General features: G+C 70.3%; 19 protein-coding genes and 1 pseudogene. 12 read left to right on the top strand and 8 right to left on the bottom strand.

Features of this window, described 5'->3' with window-relative positions; genetic code table 11:
• Positions 1-59 precede the first annotated feature (59 nt).
• Positions 60-953, bottom strand: a complete 894-nt coding sequence (locus tag ACIQRL_RS17720; protein WP_401332199.1) for a hypothetical protein — start codon at positions 951-953, stop codon at positions 60-62.
• Positions 954-1,773: 820 nt separating this feature from the next.
• Between ACIQRL_RS17720 and ACIQRL_RS17715 the strand changes: the two genes are divergently transcribed.
• Entirely contained in the window at positions 1,774-3,429 is a 1,656-nt protein-coding gene (locus ACIQRL_RS17715; protein ID WP_401332198.1) for a ricin-type beta-trefoil lectin domain protein, read from the top strand.
• A 251-nt stretch (positions 3,430-3,680) separates the two neighbouring features.
• Here the strand turns inward: ACIQRL_RS17715 and ACIQRL_RS17710 are convergent, their stop codons facing one another.
• Entirely contained in the window at positions 3,681-5,507 is a 1,827-nt protein-coding gene (locus tag ACIQRL_RS17710) for a cellulase family glycosylhydrolase (RefSeq protein ID WP_401332196.1), read from the bottom strand.
• 748 nt (positions 5,508-6,255) lie between these two features.
• Here ACIQRL_RS17710 and ACIQRL_RS17705 point away from each other — a divergent pair.
• Complete coding sequence (locus ACIQRL_RS17705; RefSeq protein ID WP_401332194.1) at positions 6,256-8,388, top strand: glycoside hydrolase family 6 protein; 2,133 nt, start codon at positions 6,256-6,258, stop codon at positions 8,386-8,388.
• A gap of 612 nt (positions 8,389-9,000) precedes the next feature.
• Here ACIQRL_RS17705 and ACIQRL_RS17700 read toward each other — a convergent pair.
• The 3 genes from ACIQRL_RS17700 to ACIQRL_RS17690 all read right to left on the bottom strand — a co-directional run bounded on the left by ACIQRL_RS17700 (position 9,001) and on the right by ACIQRL_RS17690 (position 11,365).
• Positions 9,001-10,275 carry a sulfite oxidase gene (locus ACIQRL_RS17700; RefSeq protein WP_401332192.1) on the bottom strand — a complete coding sequence of 425 codons (1,275 nt, stop codon included), beginning with the start codon at positions 10,273-10,275 and terminating at the stop codon, positions 9,001-9,003.
• A gap of 137 nt (positions 10,276-10,412) precedes the next feature.
• Positions 10,413-10,496: a putative leader peptide gene (locus tag ACIQRL_RS17695; protein ID WP_389348440.1), complete on the bottom strand. Its 84-nt coding sequence runs from the start codon at positions 10,494-10,496 to the stop codon at positions 10,413-10,415.
• Positions 10,497-10,987: 491 nt separating this feature from the next.
• Positions 10,988-11,365: a winged helix-turn-helix transcriptional regulator gene (locus ACIQRL_RS17690; RefSeq protein ID WP_401332190.1), complete on the bottom strand. Its 378-nt coding sequence runs from the start codon at positions 11,363-11,365 to the stop codon at positions 10,988-10,990.
• Between the two features lie 134 nt (positions 11,366-11,499).
• Between ACIQRL_RS17690 and ACIQRL_RS17685 the strand changes: the two genes are divergently transcribed.
• From ACIQRL_RS17685 to ACIQRL_RS17655, 7 genes and pseudogenes are all read left to right on the top strand, one after another.
• Positions 11,500-12,468, top strand: coding sequence for an NADP-dependent oxidoreductase (locus tag ACIQRL_RS17685; RefSeq protein ID WP_401332188.1), 969 nt, complete (start codon positions 11,500-11,502; stop codon positions 12,466-12,468).
• 30 nt (positions 12,469-12,498) lie between these two features.
• Positions 12,499-12,819: an NIPSNAP family protein gene (locus ACIQRL_RS17680; RefSeq protein ID WP_401332186.1), complete on the top strand. Its 321-nt coding sequence runs from the start codon at positions 12,499-12,501 to the stop codon at positions 12,817-12,819.
• A 66-nt stretch (positions 12,820-12,885) separates the two neighbouring features.
• Positions 12,886-13,332, top strand: a complete 447-nt coding sequence (locus tag ACIQRL_RS17675; RefSeq protein ID WP_401332184.1) for a heme-binding protein — start codon at positions 12,886-12,888, stop codon at positions 13,330-13,332.
• A gap of 105 nt (positions 13,333-13,437) precedes the next feature.
• Entirely contained in the window at positions 13,438-13,806 is a 369-nt protein-coding gene (locus ACIQRL_RS17670) for a peptidase inhibitor family I36 protein (protein WP_401332182.1), read from the top strand.
• A gap of 191 nt (positions 13,807-13,997) precedes the next feature.
• A complete protein-coding gene (locus ACIQRL_RS17665) occupies positions 13,998-14,921 on the top strand; it encodes an LLM class F420-dependent oxidoreductase (RefSeq protein ID WP_401332180.1) in 924 nt (307 codons plus the stop codon).
• A 79-nt stretch (positions 14,922-15,000) separates the two neighbouring features.
• A complete protein-coding gene (locus ACIQRL_RS17660; RefSeq protein ID WP_401332178.1) occupies positions 15,001-15,825 on the top strand; it encodes a DUF1684 domain-containing protein in 825 nt (274 codons plus the stop codon).
• A gap of 161 nt (positions 15,826-15,986) precedes the next feature.
• Positions 15,987-16,250: pseudogene (locus tag ACIQRL_RS17655) on the top strand (hypothetical protein); the annotation flags it as partial.
• Between the two features lie 68 nt (positions 16,251-16,318).
• Here the strand turns inward: ACIQRL_RS17655 and ACIQRL_RS17650 are convergent.
• Entirely contained in the window at positions 16,319-16,822 is a 504-nt protein-coding gene (locus ACIQRL_RS17650; protein ID WP_401332176.1) for an NUDIX domain-containing protein, read from the bottom strand.
• 304 nt (positions 16,823-17,126) lie between these two features.
• Between ACIQRL_RS17650 and ACIQRL_RS17645 the strand changes: the two genes are divergently transcribed.
• Positions 17,127-17,648, top strand: a complete 522-nt coding sequence (locus ACIQRL_RS17645; RefSeq protein ID WP_401332174.1) for a hypothetical protein — start codon at positions 17,127-17,129, stop codon at positions 17,646-17,648.
• A 114-nt stretch (positions 17,649-17,762) separates the two neighbouring features.
• On the opposite strand, the gene ACIQRL_RS17640 is transcribed toward ACIQRL_RS17645, so the two are convergent.
• Together ACIQRL_RS17640 and ACIQRL_RS17635 are read right to left on the bottom strand one after the other, a co-directional pair.
• Positions 17,763-19,364, bottom strand: coding sequence for a sensor histidine kinase (locus ACIQRL_RS17640; protein ID WP_401332172.1), 1,602 nt, complete (start codon positions 19,362-19,364; stop codon positions 17,763-17,765).
• Positions 19,357-20,085, bottom strand: coding sequence for a response regulator transcription factor (locus ACIQRL_RS17635; RefSeq protein WP_401332170.1), 729 nt, complete (start codon positions 20,083-20,085; stop codon positions 19,357-19,359). The genes ACIQRL_RS17640 and ACIQRL_RS17635 overlap by 8 nt, the downstream gene beginning before the upstream one ends.
• Positions 20,086-20,260: 175 nt before the next feature.
• On the opposite strand from ACIQRL_RS17635, the gene ACIQRL_RS17630 reads away from it, so the two are divergent.
• Both ACIQRL_RS17630 and ACIQRL_RS17625 read left to right on the top strand, forming a co-directional pair.
• A complete protein-coding gene (locus ACIQRL_RS17630; RefSeq protein WP_401332168.1) occupies positions 20,261-21,745 on the top strand; it encodes a DUF2079 domain-containing protein in 1,485 nt (494 codons plus the stop codon).
• 44 nt (positions 21,746-21,789) lie between these two features.
• Positions 21,790-21,921, top strand: a complete 132-nt coding sequence (locus ACIQRL_RS17625) for a hypothetical protein (protein ID WP_401332166.1) — start codon at positions 21,790-21,792, stop codon at positions 21,919-21,921.
• Positions 21,922-22,575 lie beyond the last annotated feature (654 nt).

The raw sequence follows: 22,575 nt of genomic DNA, 5'->3' as shown, positions 1-22,575 counted from the left end.
CCTCCCGGTCACGCGCCGAAACGCGGTGCTCGGGGTGACGGAACACGCGGGGCACAAGGTCACTCGGACTGGGCGGCATCGGCTCTCGCGGGGCCTCGCGGTGATGCGTCGGGGCCCCACTGGCCGAGCTTTTGCAGCACTTCGGCGATGGTGGTCCGGTACGCCCGCAGCGCTCTCAGCCCGGCGGCGTAGCGGTCGCGGTGACGGTTGATGTCCAGGGCCTGCTGATGCGCCCGTACGGTGTGCCAGAGCTCGGCCGTATGGTGGCGGCGTTTGCAGGTGACGTCCGCGACGGCGGTGGCCCGCTCGCGCTGCGTATGCCGGGTGTTGCCGTCGCTTCCCCGTTGCCAGGCGGTGTCCGTGTACGCCGCGACGGGGTCGGGATAGTGCGTGAATCCTTGTTCTGCCACGCAGCGGGACCACGTGTCCCAAGCCGCGCGGAGGCGTGGGTCGCGCTTGGCCGCGTCGTCGACCTCGATCGCCCGTGTGCTTGCGTAGAGCCAGTCCCGCTTGAGGTCGATGCCACGCATCAACCGCCGGCTCGCCTCGGCGTTGCAGGCGGGGAGGTCCGCATACTCGGCGTTGGTCATCCGGCGGCCCTTCGGGCGGAGGGCCAGAGATTTCGCAGGGTCCCAGCCGTAGCCCCAGCGGCGGGCGATGGCGAGATCCAGAACGCCGTAGTCGGTGCTGACCGCGGTGACGACGACCGGGTCGCCGGGGTAGCGGGGGTCGAGCGGAAAGCCCGGGTGGCCACGCTCCGCCATGCACTGCCGGACCAGCAAAGCAGATGCCCGCTGTGATCGCTGGTAGTCCTGCGGCGTGTAGTTGTAACGGTCGACAGGCAGGGGGCCCAGGTCCGCCGCCGTACGGATGGCCTCCGGCCGACCTGGACCGGAGACACAGACCGCCGCCAGCACCGCCACGGCACTCAGCCGCCATCCCCGCCTCGTCATGCGATCAGATGCTAGCGAGTGCTGCCCAGCGTTCGGCCGTGGCGCCCGCCGACTCGGCTACCCACGCCAGGACTTCAAGCGAGAGCAAGCTCGATCAGGCGACACCTGTCGAGCACGTGGAGCAGTGGGGCGCGTCACTGGCCCGCGAGGGCGCGGTGACGGACGCGGCGGGAGCGTCCGCCGCCGGGCCGTCACACCGCCACAACCGATCTGCTCCGCGGGCAACCGTCCCGGATTCCTGTTGCCTCCTGGGCGGACGAGGAGGCAACAGCGGGGCGGCCCCGCGTTTCAACAGGTCATCCGGCACAAGGCCGGCGAAACCGCGACTCCTGCCGACACAGCAGCCAACTGCCAAGCCCCACAGCGTCAGGCGGTCACAGTACGGCTCAAGGACGCATGAACCGCCCTCCGAGGACAGAACCACGGAGATCGGTCTCTCCAAGTCGAGGTCCGTTGCGGAGCCTTGACGACATTGGTCCGGTCCAATAGCGTCGCCCCCGCACAGAACTCCACACGGCTCAACACCCGCCAGCCGTCACCTGCGCTGATGGTGCGTCCGCTGGTCGAGGGACGGGAGCCCGGCCGCTCGCTGCGGGCCTGCCTGTCGACGGCAGCCCAGGTGCCGGTCTTCGCCTGCTCGTCGTCATCCAGATCCTCAAGTGCGCGTGCACTGCTCACTGTTGGTGGAGATCACCAGGGCGACGTAGCGGACAGACACGATCACGCCTTTCCTTCGGAGGTCGGACATATGCAATTATCCTCTGCAAGACCGCGGCGCCGCGGATGGAAGAGAGCGCTGACTCTGATTCCCGTCGTCGTGGTGACGGTGGCGGCCACGGTCACCGGGACGCTGAACGCCGAAGCGGCAGTACCCCCGACGCCGTCGGGCTTCACGCTCACCTGGAGCGACGACTTCAACGGTGCGTCCGGCACCGGCATCGACCAGAACCTGTGGAAGTACGACACCGGGCCGGGCAGCAATTTCGGCACCGGTGAGATCGAGACCATGACCAACAGCACCTCGAACGTCTCCTACGACGGCCAGGGACATCTGGTGCTCCAGGCGCTGCACTCCGGTTCCGACCCGCGGGGCGGATGGACTTCTGGACGCGTGGAGACCCAGTCGGCGGGCTTCGGCGCCCCGGCCGGCGGAGTCGTACGTATCGAGTCCGTCCTCCAGCAGCCCAACGTCACCACCGCCAACGGCGCGGGCTACTGGCCGGCGTTCTGGATGCTCGGCGCGCCACTGCGCGACGGTGTGACCTGGCCGAAGTCCGGCGAGATCGACATCATGGAGGACATCAACGGCCGCAGCTCCGATTTCAGCACCCTCCACTGCGGCGTGAACCCGGGCGGGCCGTGCAACGAGTCGACCGGCATCGGCTCGGGTGAACGCGCCTGTGCCGGCTGCCAGACCGGCTTCCACGACTACGCGGCGGAGATCGACCGCTCGGTGTCGCCGGAGCAGATCAGGTTCTACCTCGACGGGAACAACTTCTTCACCGTCAACGCCAACCAGGTGGACGCGACGACCTGGGCCGACGCGGTCGACCACCCGTTCTTCATCATCTACGACCTGGCGATCGGCGGCGGCTTCCCGGACGCCTTCGGCGGGGGCCCGAACGCGTCGACGGTCTCCGGCGGCAAACTGGTCGTCGACTCGGTGGCCGTCTACAACAAGGGGCCTGGCTCCGGGGGCGGCGGCGGTTCGTCGACCGGCCAGACGATCACCGGACCGGGCGGCAAGTGTGTCGATGTGGCGGGTGACGACACCGGCGGCGACGGCACCGCGGTGCAACTGTGGGACTGCCAGTCTGCGGCCAAGGACCAGCACTGGACCTGGAGCGGCCAGACCCTGCAGACCCTCGGCAAATGCCTGGACATCGCCGGCGGCGCCAGCGCCGCGGGTACGAAGCTCCAGCTCGCCACATGCAACAGCGGCGGCTACCAGGCATGGGTGAGGCAGACCGACGGCTCGCTACGCAACCCGGCCAGCGGCCGGTGCATCGACTCGCCGTCGGGTGCCACCGCGAACGGCACCCGCCTCCAGATCTGGGACTGCAACAGCTCCGCCGCCCAGAACTTCGCCATCGGTACCCCGATCTACGGACCGGGCGGCAAGTGCGTGGACGTGGCAGGTGACGACACCGGCGTTGACGGGACCGCAGTGCAGCTGTGGGACTGCCAGCAGGCGACCTCGCTCGACCAGAAGTGGACGTGGAACGGCCAGACCCTGCGCACGCTGGGCAAGTGCCTGGACATCGCAGGCGGTGTCAACGCGGCCGGCACGAAGCTTCAGCTGGCCACCTGCAACGGCGGTGCCTACCAGAACTGGGTCGCCAACGCCGACGGCTCGATGTCCAACCCGGTGACCGGCCGGTGCATCGACTCACCGTCCGGCGCCACCGCGAACGGCACAGGCCTCCAGATCTGGGACTGCAACAGCTCCGCCGCCCAGAAGTTCGCCCTGGCATGAGCGGGAGGAGGCTCACGGCCCCCGGCAGAAGCCTCCTCTTCGCGTGAACTGAGGCCGGGTCCATCGAAGGGCAGCACCTCGGCCGGTGAGGCCCTTCGATGTCCCGCCGGTGAGCACGGGCGCAGGAAACGAGTCGCGAGGACCGCCTGTCCCGCTTCGGCCGCGTGCCGCCGCACGGCGAGACTCACCATGCCGCCTGCCACACCGTGCGACGTGTCGCGGTCCGGCGGGGACGGGCCGGGGCGGTCTCTCTAGCCGGCCCGGCAGCTCAGGACCGGCGTACCGGCGCCACCCGGCGTCGCACCGAACCCGAAGCCGGTCGAGGCGCCTGCCGCGATGGCGCCGTTGTGGTCGGCGTTGTTCGCGGTCACCGTCCTGCCCACCTGGCTGTAGGACGCGTTCCACATCCCGGAGATGGTCTGGCTGCCCGACCACGCCCACGTGACCTGCCACGACTTGGTCGTCGAGGAGCCCGTGTTGGTGACCGTGACGTCGGCGTTGAATCCACTGCCCCAGTCACTGCTGACCTTGTAGGTGGCGTTGCATCCGAAGGAGCCGCCCCCGGTGCCGGCGGTCGTCGCGGTGACCGACGCGGACGCCGCGGAGGTGTTGCCGGCCGCGTCGCGAGCCCGCACGGTGTAGTCGTAGCGGGTCCCCGCGGTGAGGCCCGTGTCGGTGAAGGACGTGCCGGTGGCCTCACCGGCCTTGGCGGTGCCACGGTAGACGTCGTATCCGGTCACACCTGTGTCGTCGGTGGAGGCTGTCCAGGACAGGGACACACTCGACGCGGTGGTCCCGCTCACGGCCAGTCCGGTCGGCGTCGAGGGCGCGGTCGTATCTCCGCCTCCCCCGCCGCCCCCGCCTCCGGTGAAGCCCGGGGCCTTGATGGATGCCAGGTAGCCGTCCTTCACGGTGTCCACGGTCTGCCAGTCGTCCTTGAGGATGCCTCCCGTGTCGCCGGAGTTCGGATTCCACGACCAGAAGGTCCAGTTGAAGCTGTCGGCCCCGTAGGTGTTCGTGGGGCGCAGATAGTCGACGAGCGCCGCGAGCCACTTCTGGTCGACCGTGGACTGCAAGGTGGTGCCGAACTCGCCGAGCCAGACGGGGGCGATGTTCTGTTTGAAGATGTAGCCCCAGTACTTGTCCCAGACGGCCGGCATGTTCGCCGGGAACGACGGGTCGCTGAACCACGGTTGCTGCGCGACGCTGGTGGCGTAGTCGTGGGCCGAGTAGACCAGGCGGTCGGCGACACTGAGCCGCACCGGCGCGGTGGCGACTCCGGCGAGATTGCCGCCCCACCAGTCGCCCTGACCGTTCACCGTCTGGACGCCCTCGACGAAGATCAGCAGACTCGGGTTGACGGACAGGACCGCGTTGCCGGCCCGTTCCGCCGCGAGCCGCCAGTCGGTGCTCGTGTCGCCGCATCCCCAACAGGCGGGGTCATGCGGCTCGTTGTGCAGGTCGATCCCGATCACGGCGGTGTTGCCCTGGTAGCGCGTCGCCAGGGCCTTGAGGTCGGCGATCCACGTCGTCTCGGGGACGGCGGAGGTGTACCAGAGCGCCGACTGGGCCGAGGAGTCGGGCCGATGACGGTCGAGGACGACCTTGAGACCGATCGAGCCCGCGTAGTCGACGATCTTGTCCATCACCTGGAGCGAGTTGAGACCTTGCAGGTCGGAGTTCAGACCGTTGGCGTAGCTGATGCCGTTGGGCTGGGTGCCCTTGAAGATGTCGTCGCTGTAGGGCAGGCGGATGGTGTTGTAGCCCAGGGTCTTCATCTGGTCGACCATCGACTTGTAGTCACGTGACCAGAGGCCGTGCGCAACGTAGTTGGACGTCTCGAACCCGAACCAGTTGACGCCTGCCATGCGCACCGGCTGGTTCTGCGCGTCGAGGATCCGGCGGCCCTCGGTGTGCCAGTATCCGGCGCCGGACACGGCTGCCGCGGGCGACGGGGACGAGGGGGCGACGGCGGCCTGCGCGGGAACTGCCACCGTGAACGGGACGAGAGCCGCGAGGGCCGCGGTGAGGAGCGCGACCAGGGTGCGCCGGACGCGGGATGAGGGTGGGTGACGCATGGTGGGGGTCCTCTCCGGGTGGGAGCGCTCCCATTCTTGGGCGCGCGTCTCCGGGCGGGCAGGCGGATGGGCGTCCGGCATGGCGGCTCCCGCGGACCGGCAGGAGTGTCCCGCTCCCGACGGCCGGCTCGTCGAAGCCGGACTGCGCACATGGAAGCCACTAAGCGTGTTCGCGTCAATACCTCGCGCGGCGATCGTGTCCCTCCGCGGGGTTGTCGACCGTGGGTACACGCCGTTCAAGCCGCACCCGCGCCACCGCGGCCATGGAGGTCACGCCCCGCCTTCCGGATTCCCCGCCGGACGCCTCCCGGGTCTCCCGCGCCTGCGCGCCGCGGCGACCTGGCGCGCGCACGGACGGCCCGCGAGCGAGCCACGCGGCGGGATCGATGGATGACGAAGCGTCAGCAACCCATCTTTGGCACAGGTGTTGACATCCACAGTCCGAACGCCGCACCTTGGGAGCGCTCCCACCCTCACCCCCATGTCCCCGCTGTCACAGCAGTGACCGGGCACCGTCCAGCGCGGCAGCGACAACGCCGGGCGCACGTCCGGACGACGCCGCGGCGCTCATGTTCGGCGGCCCTCCAGCTCCAGCTTGCGCGACGCACACGGTCGCACCTTCGTCATGCCTGAACGCAACGCCCGTCCGGCGGAGTTCCGTCCGGTGTGCCCGAGCCGCGGCACACCGGGGGCCGCCGGCGACCCCGCACGCCGACCGTACCCGCCTGCTCTCCCCAGGAGATGGCCGATGCCTTCCCGTAGACCCGACTCCACCGTGCGCCGAAACGGACCGAAGCGGACCGCCGTTCTGGCCGTCGGTGCCCTTCTCGGAGCCCTGTCCGTCGCCGCCCTTCCGACCACCGCGACCGCGGCCGCCAAACTCGACAATCCCTACGTCGGCGCGAAGGCCTACGTGAATCCCGACTGGTCGGCCAAGGCCGCGGCCGAGCCGGGCGGTTCGGCCGTCTCCAACCAGCCCACCTTCGTCTGGCTCGACCGGATGGCCGCGATCCAGGGCACCGCCGACGCCCGTGGTCTGAAGGCGCACCTCGACGCGGCCAAGGCCCAGGGCGCCAACCTCGTCCAGTTGGTCATCTACGACCTGCCGGGCCGGGACTGCGCCGCGCTCGCCTCCAACGGTGAACTCGGTCCCGACGACCTGGCCACCTACCAGAGCAGTTACATCGACCCGATCGCGGCGATCCTCGCCGACCCGGCCTACGCGAGCCTGCGGATCGTCAACCTCATCGAGCCCGACTCGCTGCCCAACCTCGTGACCAACGCGGGCGGCACCGCCGGTTCCACCACCCAGTGCGCCACCATGAAGGCGAACGGCAACTACGAGAAGGGCGTCGGTTACGCCCTCCACAAGCTCGGCGCTCTGCCCAACGCCTACAACTACATCGACGCGGGCCACCACGGCTGGCTCGGCTGGGACAGCAACCTCACGCCGGCGGCCCAGGAGTTCAAGAAGGCCGCCACCACCAACGGCGCCACCGTGAACGACGTGACGGGCTTCATCGTGAACACCGCGAACTACTCCGCCACCAAAGAGCCGTACGTGAAGGTGACGGACACGGTCAACGGCCAGACGGTGCGCCAGTCGAAGTGGATCGACTGGAACCAGTACGACGACGAGAGCTCGTACGCGCAGGGCCTGCGCACCGCGCTCGTCGCCCAGGGTTTCGACGCCGGCATCGGCATGCTCATCGACACCTCGCGCAATGGCTGGGGCGGTTCGGCCCGGCCGACCGGTCCCGGCCCGACGACCAGCGTCGACGCCTACGTCGACGGCGGTCGCATCGACCGGCGTATCCACGCCGGAAACTGGTGCAACCAGAGCGGGGCGGGGCTCGGCGAGCGCCCGGCGACCGCACCCGACACCGGAATCGACGCCTACGTGTGGGCCAAGCCGCCGGGCGAGTCCGACGGGGCCAGCCAGGCCGTGGCCAACGACGAGGGCAAGGGCTTCGACCAGATGTGCGACCCCACCTACACCGGGAACGGGCGCAACGGGAACAACCTCACCGGAGCACTGCCCAACTCCCCGCTCGCCGGGCACTGGTTCTCCGCCCAGTTCCGCCAACTACTCGCCAACGCCAACCCGCCGCTGAGCGGATCGGGTGGCGGTGGCGGTGACACGCAGGCCCCCACCGTTCCCGGCGGCCTCGCGGTCAGCTCCACGACGAGCAACAGCGTCTCCTTGAGCTGGAGCGCGTCCACCGACGACACCGCCGTCACGGGATACGACGTCTACCGCGACGGCACCAAGATCGGCAGCGCCACCGCCACGTCCTTCACCGACAGCGGGCTCGCCGCCTCCACCACGTACAAGTACACCGTCAAGGCCAAGGACGCGGCGGGCAACGTCTCGGCCTCGTCCACGGAGGTGTCCGCCACCACCAAGGCATCGACCGGCGGAGGCGGCTCGACGGGTCTCAAGGCGCAGTACAAGAACAACGACTCCTCCACCGGTGACAACCAGGTCAAGCCCGGTCTCAAGCTGGTCAACGGAGGTTCCGGCGCGGTCGACCTGTCCAAGGTGACCATCCGCTACTGGTTCACCGGGGAGTCCTCCTCCGCCGGCTACCAGACCTTCTGCGACTGGGCGCAGCTCGGCTGCTCCACGGTGAAGACCTCGGTGAGCGGCGTTTCCCCGAGCCGCACGGGCGCGGACCACTACCTGGAGGTGGGCTTCAACTCCGGTTCGCTGGCGGCCGGTGCGGACAGCGGTGATCTGCAGCTGCGCATGGCCAAGTCGGACTGGTCGAACTTCGACGAGTCGAACGACTACAGCCGGGGCGCCAACACCGCCTACGCGGATGCCGCGAAGGTGACCGTGTACGTGTCGGGCACCCTCGTCTGGGGCACCGAGCCGTAGAGCGGGCGGAAGCGACAGGGGCCGGGGCGGTGACGCTCCGGCCCCCACGCCGTCCGTACAGGACGCCGCTCCTTCGTGTCCGCTCGGCTGGGGCGGGCCGGGCGATCTCGTCGAAGAACTCGTCAGGGACAAGCCGGAACTGCCGACCCGGATTGCCGGAACCGCTGAAAGTGTTGCCACAACGGCATTCGAGAAGGCGGCAACGACTTGACCACGATCCGCAGATCGTGACCGACCAACGGACACCACACCGAATGCCTCACGGCTGAGCAGCCAGCAGCCCTCCGGCGAGCCGACATGGTGGCTGCACGCACAGCCGAGCCCTGAACTGGTGCCCCACCACCTACGCCTCCGACCTCTGCGTTCCTGCGGTGCGCCGACACGTACCCGTCCCCACCGCACACGAGGAAGTGGCGCACATGGCCTCCGGAACCACCGCTGCCCCACCTACCCCCGCCGGCCTCAAGCGCATCGTCGCCGCGAGCCTCGTCGGCACCACCATCGAGTGGTACGACAGCTCCTCCGATCAGAGCTACGACCTGCGGTTCCACCGCCATCACCTCTCCGAAGTCAGCACAGAACCAGGACCGGGAAATCCGGGGATGCCGTCTGTCAGACCACGCTCACCGGATGTCGCACCACCGCGTCGAACAGGTACCCCTGTGTATTCGGCACGGCGATGTCGGGCTGAGTCCGGCCGGCCGTGTCCGTGGCGCGGGCCAGCAGATGGGAGGGGCCGGGTGTGTCGGGCTGCCAACCGAGGGACCAGCGGGTCCAGGTGCCGGCGCGGGGCCGGTCGTGCAGCCGGGCCGGCCGCCAGTGGGCACCGCCGTCGGTGCTGACGTCGACCCGGGCGACGGCGCCCGCGCCCGACCACGACCGCCCGTGCAGTACATGCCTGTGGCCCGCCGTGAACGTGGCCCCGCTCGCCAGCTCGAAGGCGCTCTTCGTGGTCTGCCGGGTGAGCGGCGCGCTGCCGCCCTCCGGGTAGGCGGGGCCGAACAGCCGGTAGAAGGTGGTGTTCCAGGGCGAGTAGAGCGGCTGCGCGGACACCTCGATGTCGCCGACCCACTTGATCGACGCGATCCCCACCCAGGAGGGCACCAACACCCGCACCGGATGACCGTGATCGTACGGAAGCCGCTCGCCGTTCATCTCGTACGCGAGCAGTACGTCATCCAGGGCCTTGGCCAGCGGCAGCGGACGGCGTACCCGGCCCAGGCTCTCGCCGCCGCTGACGTAATCGGCGTCCAGGCCGCGCGGCTGCACGTCCACGGCGTAGGGGGACAGGCCGGCCCTGCGCAGCACGTCGGACAGGCGCACCCCCCGCCAGCGTGCGACGCCGATCGCCCCGAGTGTCCACGGGGTGCCGGCGACCGTCTCGCCCTGCTGTGTCGTGTAGTAGGAGCGCCCGTTTCCGGTGCATTCGACGAAGGCGGTACGGGTGACGGCCGGCAGCGCCCGCAGATCGTCGTACCCGAACTCCACCGGCCGGTCCTCACCGGGGGTGCCACGCAGCCCGCTCCCCCACAGCCGCAGCCGCCAGTCGTCGGCATCCAGCACGGGCGTGGCCGTGTGGTTGCGCACGAAGAACAACTCGTTGGGGGTGTGGTGGCCGGTTCCGCGCAGCGCCTCCCAGCGGGTCTCGGCGTTGGTGCCGCGCTCGATGAACCACTCGGGCGGCAGAGGCTTGACGATCGGCCTGTCGGTGGCGTGGGCAGCCCGCGTGCCGCCGAGTGCGGTCCCGGCGGCGGTCGCGGCGAGCAGGGTGAGCAGCCGACGGCGGGTGACCCCGTCGGCCCTGGCCTCACCGGCGAGCCACTGGCGCAGTCTGCGGCGGTCGTACTCGGATTCGTAGCGGTGACCGGCGGGGGTGGGTGAAGGCATGGCGGGTCCTCGTCATGATGGGGGAAGAACGAGAGGCGTCGGCACGTGCGGGGCGCGGGCATCCGTGGATGGGGCCGACACTTACTCAACTGGCTTTTACAGCACAGTTGTTGACAGATATGCGAGGAGCTGCGTGATCAGCCGGTCGTCCGACACAGCGCGGCGGCCACCCGGACAAGGTCCACGGCGCGGCGGCGGGTAAGCGGTTGCGACAACGGCATGGCGGGATGCAAACACGTGGGGCGGAAGGTGTCAACGGTGCATTCGCGTCACGAAGCCGACTGCCCTGGAACGTCGGCGGCCTGCCGTCGAACGACGAAGCACCCCGGCCCCGGCCGCCGACCGCTTTCCAGAACTTCCTTGACCAGCACGGGATGCCCGGCTGGAGTACTTGTGGGCCCGTCAGCGACCGACTTCCCCGACGACCGCAGGATCCCGACTGTGAGGATGCGGGAGGGACCGCCCGACCTGGAGGACCGTGTGATCCGTCCCGTCATCGCTCCCACGCCCGACGGTCCCGCCGGCCACGCCGTCGGGTTCGACCTGGACGGCACCCTCACCTTCCCTGTCAGGTCGGCGTGTTGAGAGTGGCCATCGCATCGCGGAGCGGTCAGCCCGGATGCCCCTCGGTATCCCGTTCCAAAAGGACCCCCTCAGCGCCCCGCTGACGGCGCGTCGCCTTGGCGACCGTGGCAGCGGACTGTGTGCCGTGCTACGACGCGACCGACGCGGGCCGGGAGACGTGGTCGATGTTGGCCTCGACCCAGCTGCGCAGGTGGTTGAGCGGGACGGCGGCGCTCCGGCCGAGGCCGGTGAGGGAGTACTCGACATGCAGCGGGACGGCCGGGTAGACCGTGCGGTCGAGGACGCCGAAGTCCTCCAGGCGGCGCAGCGTCTGGGTCAGCACCTTGGGGCTGACGCCCTGGAGCCTGCGCTGGAGCTCTCCGAACCGCTGCGGCCCCTCTTCGAGGGCGCCGATGGCCAGCGCGGACCACTTGTTGGCCAGCAGGTCGAGCAGGGCGCGGCAGGGGCACTGGGCGGCGTAGACGTCGTGGTGCGAGTGCTGGCCCGTCGGGCAGGTGGTTGTCATGCCTCTCCTCACCAGGTTACTTCCCGATGGGAAGTAATAGACCTTGAAGGTAACTATATCTCCGGGGATAGCGTCGTCGACGGCAAGAAGGCCGCCAACGGCCTTTCGCAGAGCGCTATTTCAGGAGATGAAGCATGTCCGCACAGACGATGCGCGCGGTGGTCCAGGACGGTTTCGGCGGTCCGGAGGTGCTGCGGGTCCAGCAGGTGCCGCGCCCGGTGCCGCTGCCCACCGAAGTGCTGGTGCGGGTGCACGCCGCCGGCGTCAACCCGGTGGACTGGAAGACCCGCGGCGGCACCGGCATGGCCGGCCTGCTGGGCGAGCCGCCGTTCACCCTTGGCTGGGACGTGTCCGGGGTGGTGGAGGAGGTCGGCTTCGGTGTGACCACCCTGAAGCCCGGTGACGAGGTCTACGGGATGCCGTGGTTCCCGCGCGTCGCGAGCGCCTATGCCGAGTACGTGACCGCGCCGGCCCGGCAGTGGGCACGTAAGCCCGCTGCCGTCGACCACGTGCACGCCGCCGCCGTGCCGCTGGCGGCTCTGACCGCCTGGCAGGCCGTGGTCGACACCGCCCACGTGCAGTCCGGCCAGCGTGTCCTGGTCACCGCCGCCGCCGGCGGGGTCGGCCACTTCGCGGTCCAGTTCGCCCGGCACCTGGGCGCCCACGTGATCGCCACCGCCGGCGCCGCCCGCCATCCCTGGCTCAAGGAGCTCGGCGCGGACGAGGCCATCGACTACACCACCACCCGGTTCGAGGAAGCCGCCAAGGACGTCGACGTCGTGATCGACCTGGTGGGTGATGACCACGACCGGACCAGCACCCGCGCGCTCGAGGTCCTGCTCCCCGGCGGTCTGCTGGTCGCGGTCCCGGCCGGCGTCTCCCCCGAGCTGGCCCGGGCCGCCGAGGCGGCCGGCGTGAGGGTCACCCCGTTCCTGGTCGAGCCGGACGGCGCCGCCCTGACGACGATCGCCGGGCTGATCGACGCCGGGGTGGTCACCGTCGAGGTGGAGGAGACCTTCCCGCTCGAGCAGGCCGGCGCGGCCCACGCCCGCGGCGAGGGCGGCCGCACCCGCGGCAAGCTCGTCCTCACCGTCGCCAACTGACCACTTCGGTAACCATGTTGGAGGAGCGCCATGTACTACGAGATACGCCGCTACCAGGCCCAGCCCGGACGCCGTGAGGAGTGGGTCCGCTGTATGGAGGACGTGGTCATCCCGTTCCAGGCCTCGCTGGGCATGGACGTGACCGCTTCCTTCGTCGACGACCAGGATCCGGACGGCTACGTGTGGATACGCCGGTTCGAGGACGAGGCCCGGGGTGAGGCGCTGTACGCGGCGGTCTACCAGCACGCCCGCTGGAAGAACGAGATCGGGCCGGTCGTCCACGGCCTGCTGATCCCCGAGAAGTCCGTGGTCACCCGCGTCACCCCCACCCCCGCCTCACCGCTGCGGTGACCCGGCCCTGACGCTCTCGCAGGTCACGGCTCCACCCGCACGGTACTGCAGCAAAGGAAATCCTTCATGAGTACCGACACGCTCCAGAAGTCGTCCCCCGCCTCCTCGATCACTCGGGCCGCCGCCGGTGCCCTCATCGCGGCCGTGCACACGGCCGCCGCCCGGATCGGCTTCACGGCGGCCGTCGCCGTCACCGACCCGGGTGGGCATCTGAAGGCGTTCGACCGTGCCGACGAAGCGCCCTTCCTGACCGCCGAGGTCGCCCTCGACAAGGCCTGGACCGCGGCTTCCTTCCGTACCTCGACGCACGAATGGAATGGCTACCTGGCCAACCCGCGGATCGCGCCACTGGCCGGCCACCCCCGTCTGATGGCGGTCGGCGGCGGCTACCCGATCATCGAGAACGGCCGGTGCGTCGGAGGTCTCGGGATCTCCGGCGGCAGCTACGAGCAGGACCAGCAGGCCGCCGAGGAAGCCCTGACCGCCCTCGGGTTCGACCTGCCCGCTCGGTGACTTCGGCGTTCGGGACCGTCTGACGACCGGACGCCCTCGAGAAGCGACAGCTGGACGCGGCGACCATGACCGCGCTTCCACGAGCGACAACGGAAAAGGAGGCTCATGAAACTGACAGTCAAAACCGCTGTGGTAGCGGCAGCCATCGCCTCCACCGCCTTACTGACGGCTCCGGGAACCGCGTCGGCTGCCCCCCAAGACGCCTGTATGCAAGGCATGATCTGCCTCTTCGACGGCCACAACAACACCGGGGACATGGTGCAGCTCTATCCGGTGGACACCCCGAGCATCGGTTGGGCGTGGAACGATCGGGCCGGCTCGGTGTGGAACCGCAGCGGCGATCAAGTCTGCGTCTGGACCAATGCCGACTACGACGGCTACTGCTTCAGCATCCCGGCGGGCGCGAAGCAGGAACTTCTGTTCCTCTACGACAACGCGGTGTCCTCCTTCTCGGTCAGTGGCTGCGGAGGCTGAGCCGGCTGGCTGACCGAACCCGCCATCCACCCGTGCTTCGAGGGAGGACGGCGGGATTTGGCCGGATGGCGGCCCGCGGGGAGGCACGCCGGGCGGGTCCGGCCTGAGAGCCGTCCCGGTACACACGAATGACAAGAAGCTGTCACACAGAGACTGGAATGGCCGATCGGGAGTCGGCCGTTCTCACTGACATGACTGTAGGAGTGGCGCTCAACACGTCAGGCGCGCAGAACCAGGTCGACGCCTCTGTGCTGCTGGCCCACGAGGCCGCGGCGGCCGGCCTGCGGTCGGCGTGGTTCGGGCAGACTTTCGGCGCCGACTCACCCCAACTCGCGGCGATCGTCGGACGCGAAGTCCCGGAACTGCATGTGGGGACCTCCGCGATCCCCGTCTTCGGCCGGCACCCCCTGCACGTGTCCAGCCAGGCCCAGACCGCCCAGGCGGCCACACACGGCCGCTACCACCTCGGGCTGGCCCTGGGCACCAAGCTCCTGACCGAGGGAGGCTTCGGGCTGCCCTTCGAACGGCCCATCGCCCGCCTCCGTGAATTCCTCATCGCTCTACGGCAGTTGACCGAGACCGGTACGGCCGACTTCCACGGCGAGTTGCTCACCGCGGCCACGCCGATCTCGGCGCGCGTACCGGGCGCCGAGAACGGTGTCCCCGTGCTGGTCGCCGCGATGGGGCCGCAGGCCCTGCGTGTCAGCGGTGAACTGGCGGACGGGATCCTGCCCTATCTCGCGGGCCCGAGCGCCCTGGAGAAGCACATCGTTCCGGCCGCGACCCGTGCGGCGAAGGCCGCGGGCCGTCCCGCGCCGCGGATCGTGGCCCTCGTGTACGGCGCCGTCACGGACGACGTCGACTCCGTACGAGAGAAGGCCACCGAACAGCTCGCGTTCTACGAACGGATCCCGTCCTACGCGCGGGTCATCGAACTCTCCGGCGGTCGACGGGCGGCCGACGTGGCCGTGATCGGCGACGAGAAGACGATCGCCGCCGAGGTCCGGCGCTACCGGGACGCCGGGGCGACGGAGGTGGTCTTCTCGGGCACGGAGATCGCGGGAGAAGCGGACCGGCGGCGCACCTGGGCGCTCCTCGGCGAACTGGCCGGGTGAGGGACCGCCCGGCGCACGCCTGGACAGAAGACCCCGCACACCGGTGTGGAGACAGACCTCTTTAGACGAAGGAGTACTGATGACCACTCAGGTCACGACGACCGACCTCCAGACCTTCACCCAGGACTGGTTGAACTGGTACCGCGCACAGGAGGAACGGCTCGCCGACCCGCACGGGTTCCTCGCGATCACCGGCCTGCACTGGCTCGACGACCGGCCGCAGCGCTTCCCGGACGCCCCGGGCACCTGGTCGACCGACGCCGATGGGGTCACCGTGCTCGTCGACGAAGGCGAGGAGTTGGTCGTGGAGGGGATCCCGGTGCGTGGGGAGCACCACTTCGGAGTGCTCCCCGAGCGCGGTGGCGTCAACGCGGTCTGGGGGAACGCCGACATCGAGGTGGCCAAGCGCGGCGGAAGGGACATCGTACGTCCCCGGCATCCGGACGCGCCGCTCCGCACGGCCTTCGCGGGGACACCCGCCTACGCCCCGGACCCGCGCTGGGCCTTGACAGGCCGTTACGTCGCTTTCGACGAGCCGCGACCGACCACGGTGGGGGCCGCGGTGGAGGGCCTGGAGCATGTGTACGACGCACCGGGCCGGATCGAGTTCGAACTGGACGGGCGTCCCCTCGCACTGACCGCGTTCCCCGGACGCACCCCGGGCGGGCTGACGGTGCTGTTCACCGACGCGACGTCCGGGGTCACCACCTACGCCGCCAACCGCGTCCTCACCGTCGAGGCGCCCGCCGCCGACGGCACGGTCGTCCTGGACTTCAACCGTGCGACGAACCTGCCCTGCGCCTACACGGACCTGGCCACCTGCCCACTGCCGCCGACGGAGAACCGACTGCCGGTGGCGATCGAGGCCGGTCAGAAGATCCCCCGCGAGCGGGGCGGCGCCTGAGCACGCCGACCCACACTCGACGACACCTGGCTGGAGTCGTGGGCGCACCCGGCCATGACTCCACCGTTGGGAGGCAGACCGTTCGGGTGCGGTCGAGGCCACGGTGAGATGGCGGCGTGATGCCCGGCAGCCGTTGTACATGAACACACACGCCTTCCGGGAAGCTCGACCACGGCGAGCCCTTGCCCACCGGTGCCGCCCGCGAGCTGTTCGAAGACACCGGCATCGCCGGAGCGAAGGATCGAGCGAGTTGTCGTCAACCCAGCACCCTGACCAGGGGATTCCAGGACCGCTGGGCGCGACGACTGTCGTCGAATTCGCATCGTTCTTGGCGTGGACCGCGCTTATTGCAAGCAAGTTGTCGCCAGCTCCGAAGATCACCGACTCCCGGGCCGGGCCTGCCGTTTGTCTGGGTGCATGACTGATCTACAAGGGTCGCTCTCACAAGGCGCGTTGGCTGCAGGCGGGCGTCCAAGCCCGCGCGGCGGGCAAGTCAGGACCGCGCGGTCCGGAACGCGAGATACCGGCTGAAGGCTTCGTGGCTGTCGGGGGTGAAGCGCCACTCCAGCAGGGCCGACCGCAGCTCCGGCTCGGTCAGCCAGCCGTGCCAGGCGACCTCATCAGGATCGGCGGCCACGACGTCCGGCATCACGGCTTCGTGCACGCCGAGCCAGTGAGGGCTCAAACCGCTGCGGTTGAGGAACGTGAACAGCAGGCGCGGCAGCACGCGAATACCCAGCTCTTCGGCCAGCTCCCGCGCGGCGGCCTGTTCATAGGACTCACCGACACCCACGGCGCCACCGACCACGACCTCGTAGAGCCCGGGGAAGCGCGACAGCTGCTCCGACCGCCGGTGGACGAGGATCCGCCCACGCTCATCACGACACACCGTCACGGCGACCCGGTGCAGCCAACCCTCCCGGATGGCCTGTCGGCGGCTGACCACCACCCCCAGCACGCGATCTCGACCGTCGACACGCTCCACCGGTTCATCCACGACGCACACCCTGGCAGAGCCCACCGACAACGGCGCTTCCCGGCGACTTCAGCCCCGCAGCAGGAGAACTCTGTTTCCGTACTGGCGTTCCATATTCTGCCCTCGATATCGCGAGGCCGTCCCTCGACTCGGCTACGCCAACGCCCCCGCCCTGAAGGACAGTTCGGGGTCGCAGCAGGTCATTCCGGTCGCCAGAGTCCTCCGACCAGCGGTCTGGCCGGAACACGGCGAGCCGCGCCGGGGCCGCGCCGGCGGTTCGTGCGAGTACCGGCGCCCCAGTCCGTCAACTCGCTACGGTCAGCGCATGACCAGCGACGGTGTAGTCGTGGACGAGGCGGTCCGCGCAGCATGGGACTCGTACCGGATCACAGAAAAGCGCACGTCAGAGAAGGAACGTCGGCAAGCGCAGGAGCGTGTCCAGACCGCGATGGACACCTACGGCCGGGAGGAAGTGTCCCGGGGCACGGTCTTCCTGGTGGGCGTGCTGACCGCGCACATCATCGGCCGGCAGGACGGCCCGGAGGAGGACCGCCTCGATCCGCTCAGTGATCTGATCCCGGCCGTGATGCGCAAGCTGCCCGGCTTCGAACTGGCCGACCCCGCCCAGGTACCGATGGCCACCGGCGTCCTCATGGCCGCGACCATGGGCTTGGACACCGTGGCCTGGCGCGACCAGTTCGGGACGATCCCACCGAAGGAAGCCCTGGTACACAACTTCGTGCTCTGGCTGCTCGCCGACCTCTTCGACAGCCTGGTCGAACAGCCCGGCGCCACCGACCTGCTCATGCGGGAGACCTTCAACTCCATGGCTGCCGAAGCTGGTTGACAGGACCCGGCAGAGCGCCTTGCCGCGCTCAAACTCGCCCAGGCGGCTGTGGGGCCCTACGCCCACGACAGCTTCTAAAAAGAAGAGACTGGCAGATGCCGTCGACGCTGCCCCTCAGGGGCGGGGCCGTATCGACATCGGGTCTCCCGCGGGCAGGCGGAGGACGAAGCACGCCCCCGAACCCTTCGGCTGCACCGCCAGCACGAGCAGGCCGCCGTGCCGGGCCGCCAGGTCGCGGGCTATGGCGAGACCGAGGCCGGTGCCGCCGTCCGTACGGGCGCGGGACTCGTCCAGGCGGGTGAACCGCTCAAATATCCGTTCGCTGTCGGCTTCCGAGACGCCGGCCCCGTCGTCGCGCACGGTGCACAGCACCGACCCGGGTGCGGCCGAGTCCCGGGCCAGGGTCAGCAGCACGCGGTCGACGGCGTGGCGCAGGGCGTTGTCGAGCAGGTTCCGGAGGATCCGTTCGAGGTCACCGGGTGCCGCGAACACCGTCGTCGGGGCATCCTGCGCGGCGACGAGGAGATCCACCGTCGGGGAACCCCCGGCGCGTTCCGCGCACTCCTCGACGAGCCGGCCCGCCAGTGCCGCCAGGTCGACCGGTGCGGCGGGGGCCGGCGGAGCGCCTGCGTCCAGCCGGGCCAGCAGGAGCAGTTCCTCCGTCAGACCGCTCAGCCGCCGCGCCTGCCGGCCGGCCGCGGACGCCACGGCGGGCCAGTCGGCCCGGTCGGGGTAGGCGGCGGCCACCTCCAGCCCCGCGAGCAGGGTGGCGAGCGGGCTGCGCAGTTCGTGCGCGGCGTCCGCCACGAACCGGCGCTGTACCGTGGCCGCCTCCTCCAGTCGCTGCAGGGTGGCGTTGATGGTCAGTGCCAGTTCCGCCACCTCGTCGGCGGTGTCGGGTACCTCCACCCGTTCGCGGGGGTCCGTCGCGGTCACCGAGGCGGTACGCGCCCTGATCGCCTCGACCGGCCGCAGTGCCCGCCGCGTGGCCAGCCACGCAACCCCGGCCACCAGCGCGGTCGCGAGGGGAACGGCCACGACGAGTTCCCCGTCGAGTTCGCCGACCGCCCGCTCGGCATCGTCCGGGACGATCAGGACGTACACCCGGACCCGGGCGTCGGCGGCCACCCCGCGCCCCTGCGTCTCGCCGGGCAGGTAGGAGGCGGGCACCGTCCCCTCGACGGTGGTCAGGGTCTGTCCGGACAGCGAGCGGGCCGCCGGCTCGGCCACGGCGGGGAACGTGAACCGGCGTCTGGTGTACAGGGGCAGGCTCCCGCCCCGGCCCGGGCCCGGGAGGAACGGGTGGCCGTCCTTTTCGTACGGCGTCAGCTCGGGACTGGACGCCAGGAGCACGCCGTCGTCGGCGACGATTTCGTACGGCGCTCCCCAGGGGCCGCCGATGGATGAGTCGGCGGTGGCGCTGAGAAGGGTGTCGACCTGCTCCTGGGCCACCGACGAGGTGGCCCGCAGCCGCTCGTCGTACAGCTGATGCCGCATCAGCAGGGCCCCGGCGGTGAAGAGCACGGCCGCGGCGAAGGCGGCGGCGAGCGCGGAACGCGCCCGTACCGAGCGTGGGAGAACCCGCAGCGAGCGGAGAAGCCGTACCGAGCGTGGGAGTAGGCGGGCGCGCTGAAGCCGGTGGAGCGTGCCGGGCGGGAACGTGTGTACCAGGGTGCGGCGCCCGCTCGGATCCCGCCCGTTCGGGACGTCAGTCACCGGAGTTCCGCCCGACCGGGGGCTCCTGAACGAGGCCTTCCCTCGTCTCTCCGCGGTCGTCGACCAACCGGTAGCCCACCCCGCGCACCGTCAGGAGGGACTGCCGTCCGAAGGCCGTGTCGATCTTCCGCCGCAGGGCGCTGACCCGGACCTCCACCAGGTTGAGGTCCTCGGCCTCGTCCGGCCAGGCGTGGTGCAGGATCTCCGACTTCGTGACCGCTTCGCCCGGCCGCCGCGCGAGCACCTCGGCGACTCCGAACTCCCGGGGCGTGAGCGGTACGGCGGCGCCCGACCTGAGGCAGGTTCTGGCCGCCACGTCCAGCACCAGGTCGCCCACCGCCAACAGCGGGGAGGCCGCTCCCCGCGCCCGGCGCATGAGCGCGCGCAGCCGTGCGACCAGGACCAGGTAGGTGAACGGCTTGGTGACGTAGTCGTCGGCGCCGGTGTCGAGGGCCTCGGCCTGGTCCCAGTCGCCGTCCTTCGCGGTGAGCACCAGCACGGGGGTGGTGATGCCCTCGCGGCGCAGCTCCGCGCAGACCCGGTAGCCGTTGAGCAGCGGCAGCATCAGGTCGAGCACGACGGCCGCGTAGTCACCGGTGCGGGCTTTCCACAGGCCCTCGCGGCCGTCATGGGCCACGTCCACGCGATAGCCCTCGGCCGTCAGCCCGAGGCGCAGCGTCTCCGCCAGTTCGCGCTCGTCCTCCACCACCAGAATCCTCATCCCGCCAGCCTTGCACAGGCTTCCGGCGGCTCCCTGACCGCTTCGTCAGGTTCGGTCAGGGCCCGGTCAGCGGCTCTCCGGCACGGTGTCCTGGCCCGGGAAGGGCGCTCGCCGTGCCGGCCCCACCCACGCGGCGAGCGCCGTACCGGTGATCCGCCGGACGAAAGGCCCCGACATGCCGACCCGCCTGCCCGCGCTCCTCGCCCCATCCCGTCTGTCTCGCCCGTCCCGCCCGTCCCGCGACGACGCGGCCGGGCCCGTCGCCGGAACGGCGCGGCCGTCGCAGGGTGCCCCCGGCTGGGCGACGGCGCTGACTCTCGCCCTGGTGTGCTTCGTGACGTACACGGCGCTGTCCGTGCGGCTGCACCAGCGGATGTTGACCACCGGTTACGACCTGGGGATCTTCGAGCAGGCGGTACGGTCCTACGCGCACGGGCATCTGCCGGTGGCCGAGCTCAAGGGACCGGGGTTCCCGCTGCTCGGCGACCACTTCTCGCCCGTGCTGGCCCTGCTGGCACCGCTGTACCGGGTCTGGCCGACGCCGGTGACCCTGCTGGTGGCGCAGGCCGCTTTGTTCGCGGTGGCGGTGATACCCCTGGCCAGGTGGGCCGAGGAGGTACGCGGCCGGCGGGCTGCGCTGGTGGTCGGTCTCGGCCACGGCGCCTCCTGGGGTGTCGCACAGGCGGTCGGATTCGACTTCCACGAGGTGTGCTTCGCCGTGCCGCTGCTGGCGTTCTCCCTGACGGCGGTGGGCCGTGGCCGGGCGCGTGCCGCTGCCCTGTGGGCGCTTCCGCTGCTGCTGGTGAAGGAGGATCTCGGGCTGACCGTCGCCGTCGTGGGTCTGCTGATCGCGCGCACCGGCGATCACGACCACCGCCGGACGGGGGGTGCCCTGTTCCTGGCCGGAGTGCTCGGGTCCTTCCTGGAGATGCTGGTCGTGATACCGGCGTTCAACCCCGGTGGCACGTTCGCCTACACCTCCAGCGTGCCCGGCGCGGGGTCCGCCACGCCGGACGTCGGCGAGTTGCTCCTCCACTACACGGTGGGACTGGTCACCCCGGACACCAAGGCGCTGACGGTGCTGGCCCTGCTGTCCGTCACCGGGTTCCTGGCCGTGCGCTCCCCGCTCCTGTGGGCGGGCGTGCCGACGCTCCTGTGGCGCTTCGCGTCGGACAACCAGGCCTACTGGGGAACCGGCTACCACTACAGCGCGGTCCTGATGCCGGTGCTGTTCGCCGCCTTCGTCGACGCGCTGACCCGGCCCGGCCCGGTGCGGTACGCGCTGACGGCGAGCGCGGCCGTCACCGTGCTCCTGCTGCCCCAGTTCCCGCTGTGGCAGTTGACGCAGCCCGCCACCTGGCACACCGACCCCCGGCTCGCGACCGCCCGGCGGCTGATGGACCGCATCCCGGACGGCACCACCGTCGCCGCCTCCAACCGGCTGGTCCCGCAGCTCACCCACCGGACCCAGGTCAGCGTGTTCGGTCTCGGGGGCAGCCGTCCCGACCCGGAGTGGATCATCGACGACAACGCGCAGCCGATGGGCTGGCCGATCTCACCCGACGACGACCGCAGGCTGCTGTCCGAGGCCCGGAACAACGGCCGCTACCGGACCGTCGCGGACCAGGACGGCTACGTTCTCCTGCAGCGGCGGCCCTGACGGAGCCGCAGGCCGGCGACGCCGTGGCACTCGTGGCGCCCCCTATGCCTGTCCCACGCCTGCGCCCGTCCCTGTTCCCGTCCCTGTTCCCGTACCTGGGCGAGCCGTTGGACGCCGAGGGCGAGGGCCTGTCCGGTGGCGTCCGCCAGGAAGGTGCCGAGGGCGCCCGGCGGTGAGGACGATCGCGGAGCAGCTCGGTAGCTCGGCCCATGACCCAGAGGTCGCAGGTTCACATCCTGTCCCCACTACAAAAAGCAGGGGCCCGGCTGGTGCCGGGTCCCTGACGCGTCCTCCGGGCACAGATTCAGCACCGGGCGAAGCGGGGGAGTTTGCCGTCTCGCCCTGGTCCTCCAGACACACGTCCCTGGGCTTCCTCGGGGTCGGCTGCCGTGACCGGCGGCCGTCCGAACGGCGCAGGAAGAGGGTCACATCGTGGACGGTCTGCCGGACTGCCGGGAGTGCCGACGCGAGATCCAGCTCGGTGCACAGCACTCGTTTCGACCACCGAGCCCCTGAACCACCCGTCCGCGAACCGACATGGTGGCCGCACGCATAGCCAACCCTCGAACTTTCAGGACCAAGCACCTTCTCGCTCTCAGTGGTCCGCGCGTCTGGGTCCGATTCAACAAGTCAGAGGTCCGGCTACCGCCCCGCCGAGCGCAATGCCGGCATCCCGCGGGCGGCAGGTCCGCACAACGTGGGGCGGCCTGACCATGCTGCTCCTGTGCGCGCCTCTACAGCAAACTCGGACCGGCCATCACCGTCGGTGCCCGCGCCCGGTGGTCCTGCGGCGGTCGTCGCATCCTGGCGGGCGACGCCCCCGGCAAGGT

It is taken from the genome of Streptomyces sp. NPDC091209 (genome assembly GCF_044757755.1).
Classification (GTDB): Bacteria; Actinomycetota; Actinomycetes; order Streptomycetales; family Streptomycetaceae; genus Streptomyces.
The sequence above is the reverse complement of the archived record's forward strand: the minus strand, read 5'-3'. Positions and strand labels throughout refer to the sequence as shown.

What these genes read in the sequence shown, in the direction of transcription:
- ACIQRL_RS17680 (WP_401332186.1), top strand. Translation starts at nt 12,499, where the DNA reads ATGTACTACGAGATACGCCGCTACCAGGCCCAGCCCGGACGCCGTGAG.
- ACIQRL_RS17710 (WP_401332196.1), bottom strand. Translation starts at nt 5,507, where the DNA reads ATGCGTCACCCACCCTCATCCCGCGTCCGGCGCACCCTGGTCGCGCTC.
- ACIQRL_RS17705 (WP_401332194.1), top strand. Translation starts at nt 6,256, where the DNA reads ATGCCTTCCCGTAGACCCGACTCCACCGTGCGCCGAAACGGACCGAAG.
- ACIQRL_RS17700 (WP_401332192.1), bottom strand. Translation starts at nt 10,275, where the DNA reads ATGCCTTCACCCACCCCCGCCGGTCACCGCTACGAATCCGAGTACGAC.
- ACIQRL_RS17690 (WP_401332190.1), bottom strand. Translation starts at nt 11,365, where the DNA reads ATGACAACCACCTGCCCGACGGGCCAGCACTCGCACCACGACGTCTAC.
- ACIQRL_RS17675 (WP_401332184.1), top strand. Translation starts at nt 12,886, where the DNA reads ATGAGTACCGACACGCTCCAGAAGTCGTCCCCCGCCTCCTCGATCACT.
- ACIQRL_RS17670 (WP_401332182.1), top strand. Translation starts at nt 13,438, where the DNA reads ATGAAACTGACAGTCAAAACCGCTGTGGTAGCGGCAGCCATCGCCTCC.
- ACIQRL_RS17660 (WP_401332178.1), top strand. Translation starts at nt 15,001, where the DNA reads ATGACCACTCAGGTCACGACGACCGACCTCCAGACCTTCACCCAGGAC.
- ACIQRL_RS17685 (WP_401332188.1), top strand. Translation starts at nt 11,500, where the DNA reads ATGTCCGCACAGACGATGCGCGCGGTGGTCCAGGACGGTTTCGGCGGT.
- ACIQRL_RS17665 (WP_401332180.1), top strand. Translation starts at nt 13,998, where the DNA reads ATGACTGTAGGAGTGGCGCTCAACACGTCAGGCGCGCAGAACCAGGTC.
- ACIQRL_RS17635 (WP_401332170.1), bottom strand. Translation starts at nt 20,085, where the DNA reads ATGAGGATTCTGGTGGTGGAGGACGAGCGCGAACTGGCGGAGACGCTG.
- ACIQRL_RS17720 (WP_401332199.1), bottom strand. Translation starts at nt 953, where the DNA reads ATGACGAGGCGGGGATGGCGGCTGAGTGCCGTGGCGGTGCTGGCGGCG.
- ACIQRL_RS17695 (WP_389348440.1), bottom strand. Translation starts at nt 10,496, where the DNA reads ATGCCGTTGTCGCAACCGCTTACCCGCCGCCGCGCCGTGGACCTTGTC.
- ACIQRL_RS17630 (WP_401332168.1), top strand. Translation starts at nt 20,261, where the DNA reads ATGCCGACCCGCCTGCCCGCGCTCCTCGCCCCATCCCGTCTGTCTCGC.
- ACIQRL_RS17625 (WP_401332166.1), top strand. Translation starts at nt 21,790, where the DNA reads ATGCCTGTCCCACGCCTGCGCCCGTCCCTGTTCCCGTCCCTGTTCCCG.
- ACIQRL_RS17645 (WP_401332174.1), top strand. Translation starts at nt 17,127, where the DNA reads ATGACCAGCGACGGTGTAGTCGTGGACGAGGCGGTCCGCGCAGCATGG.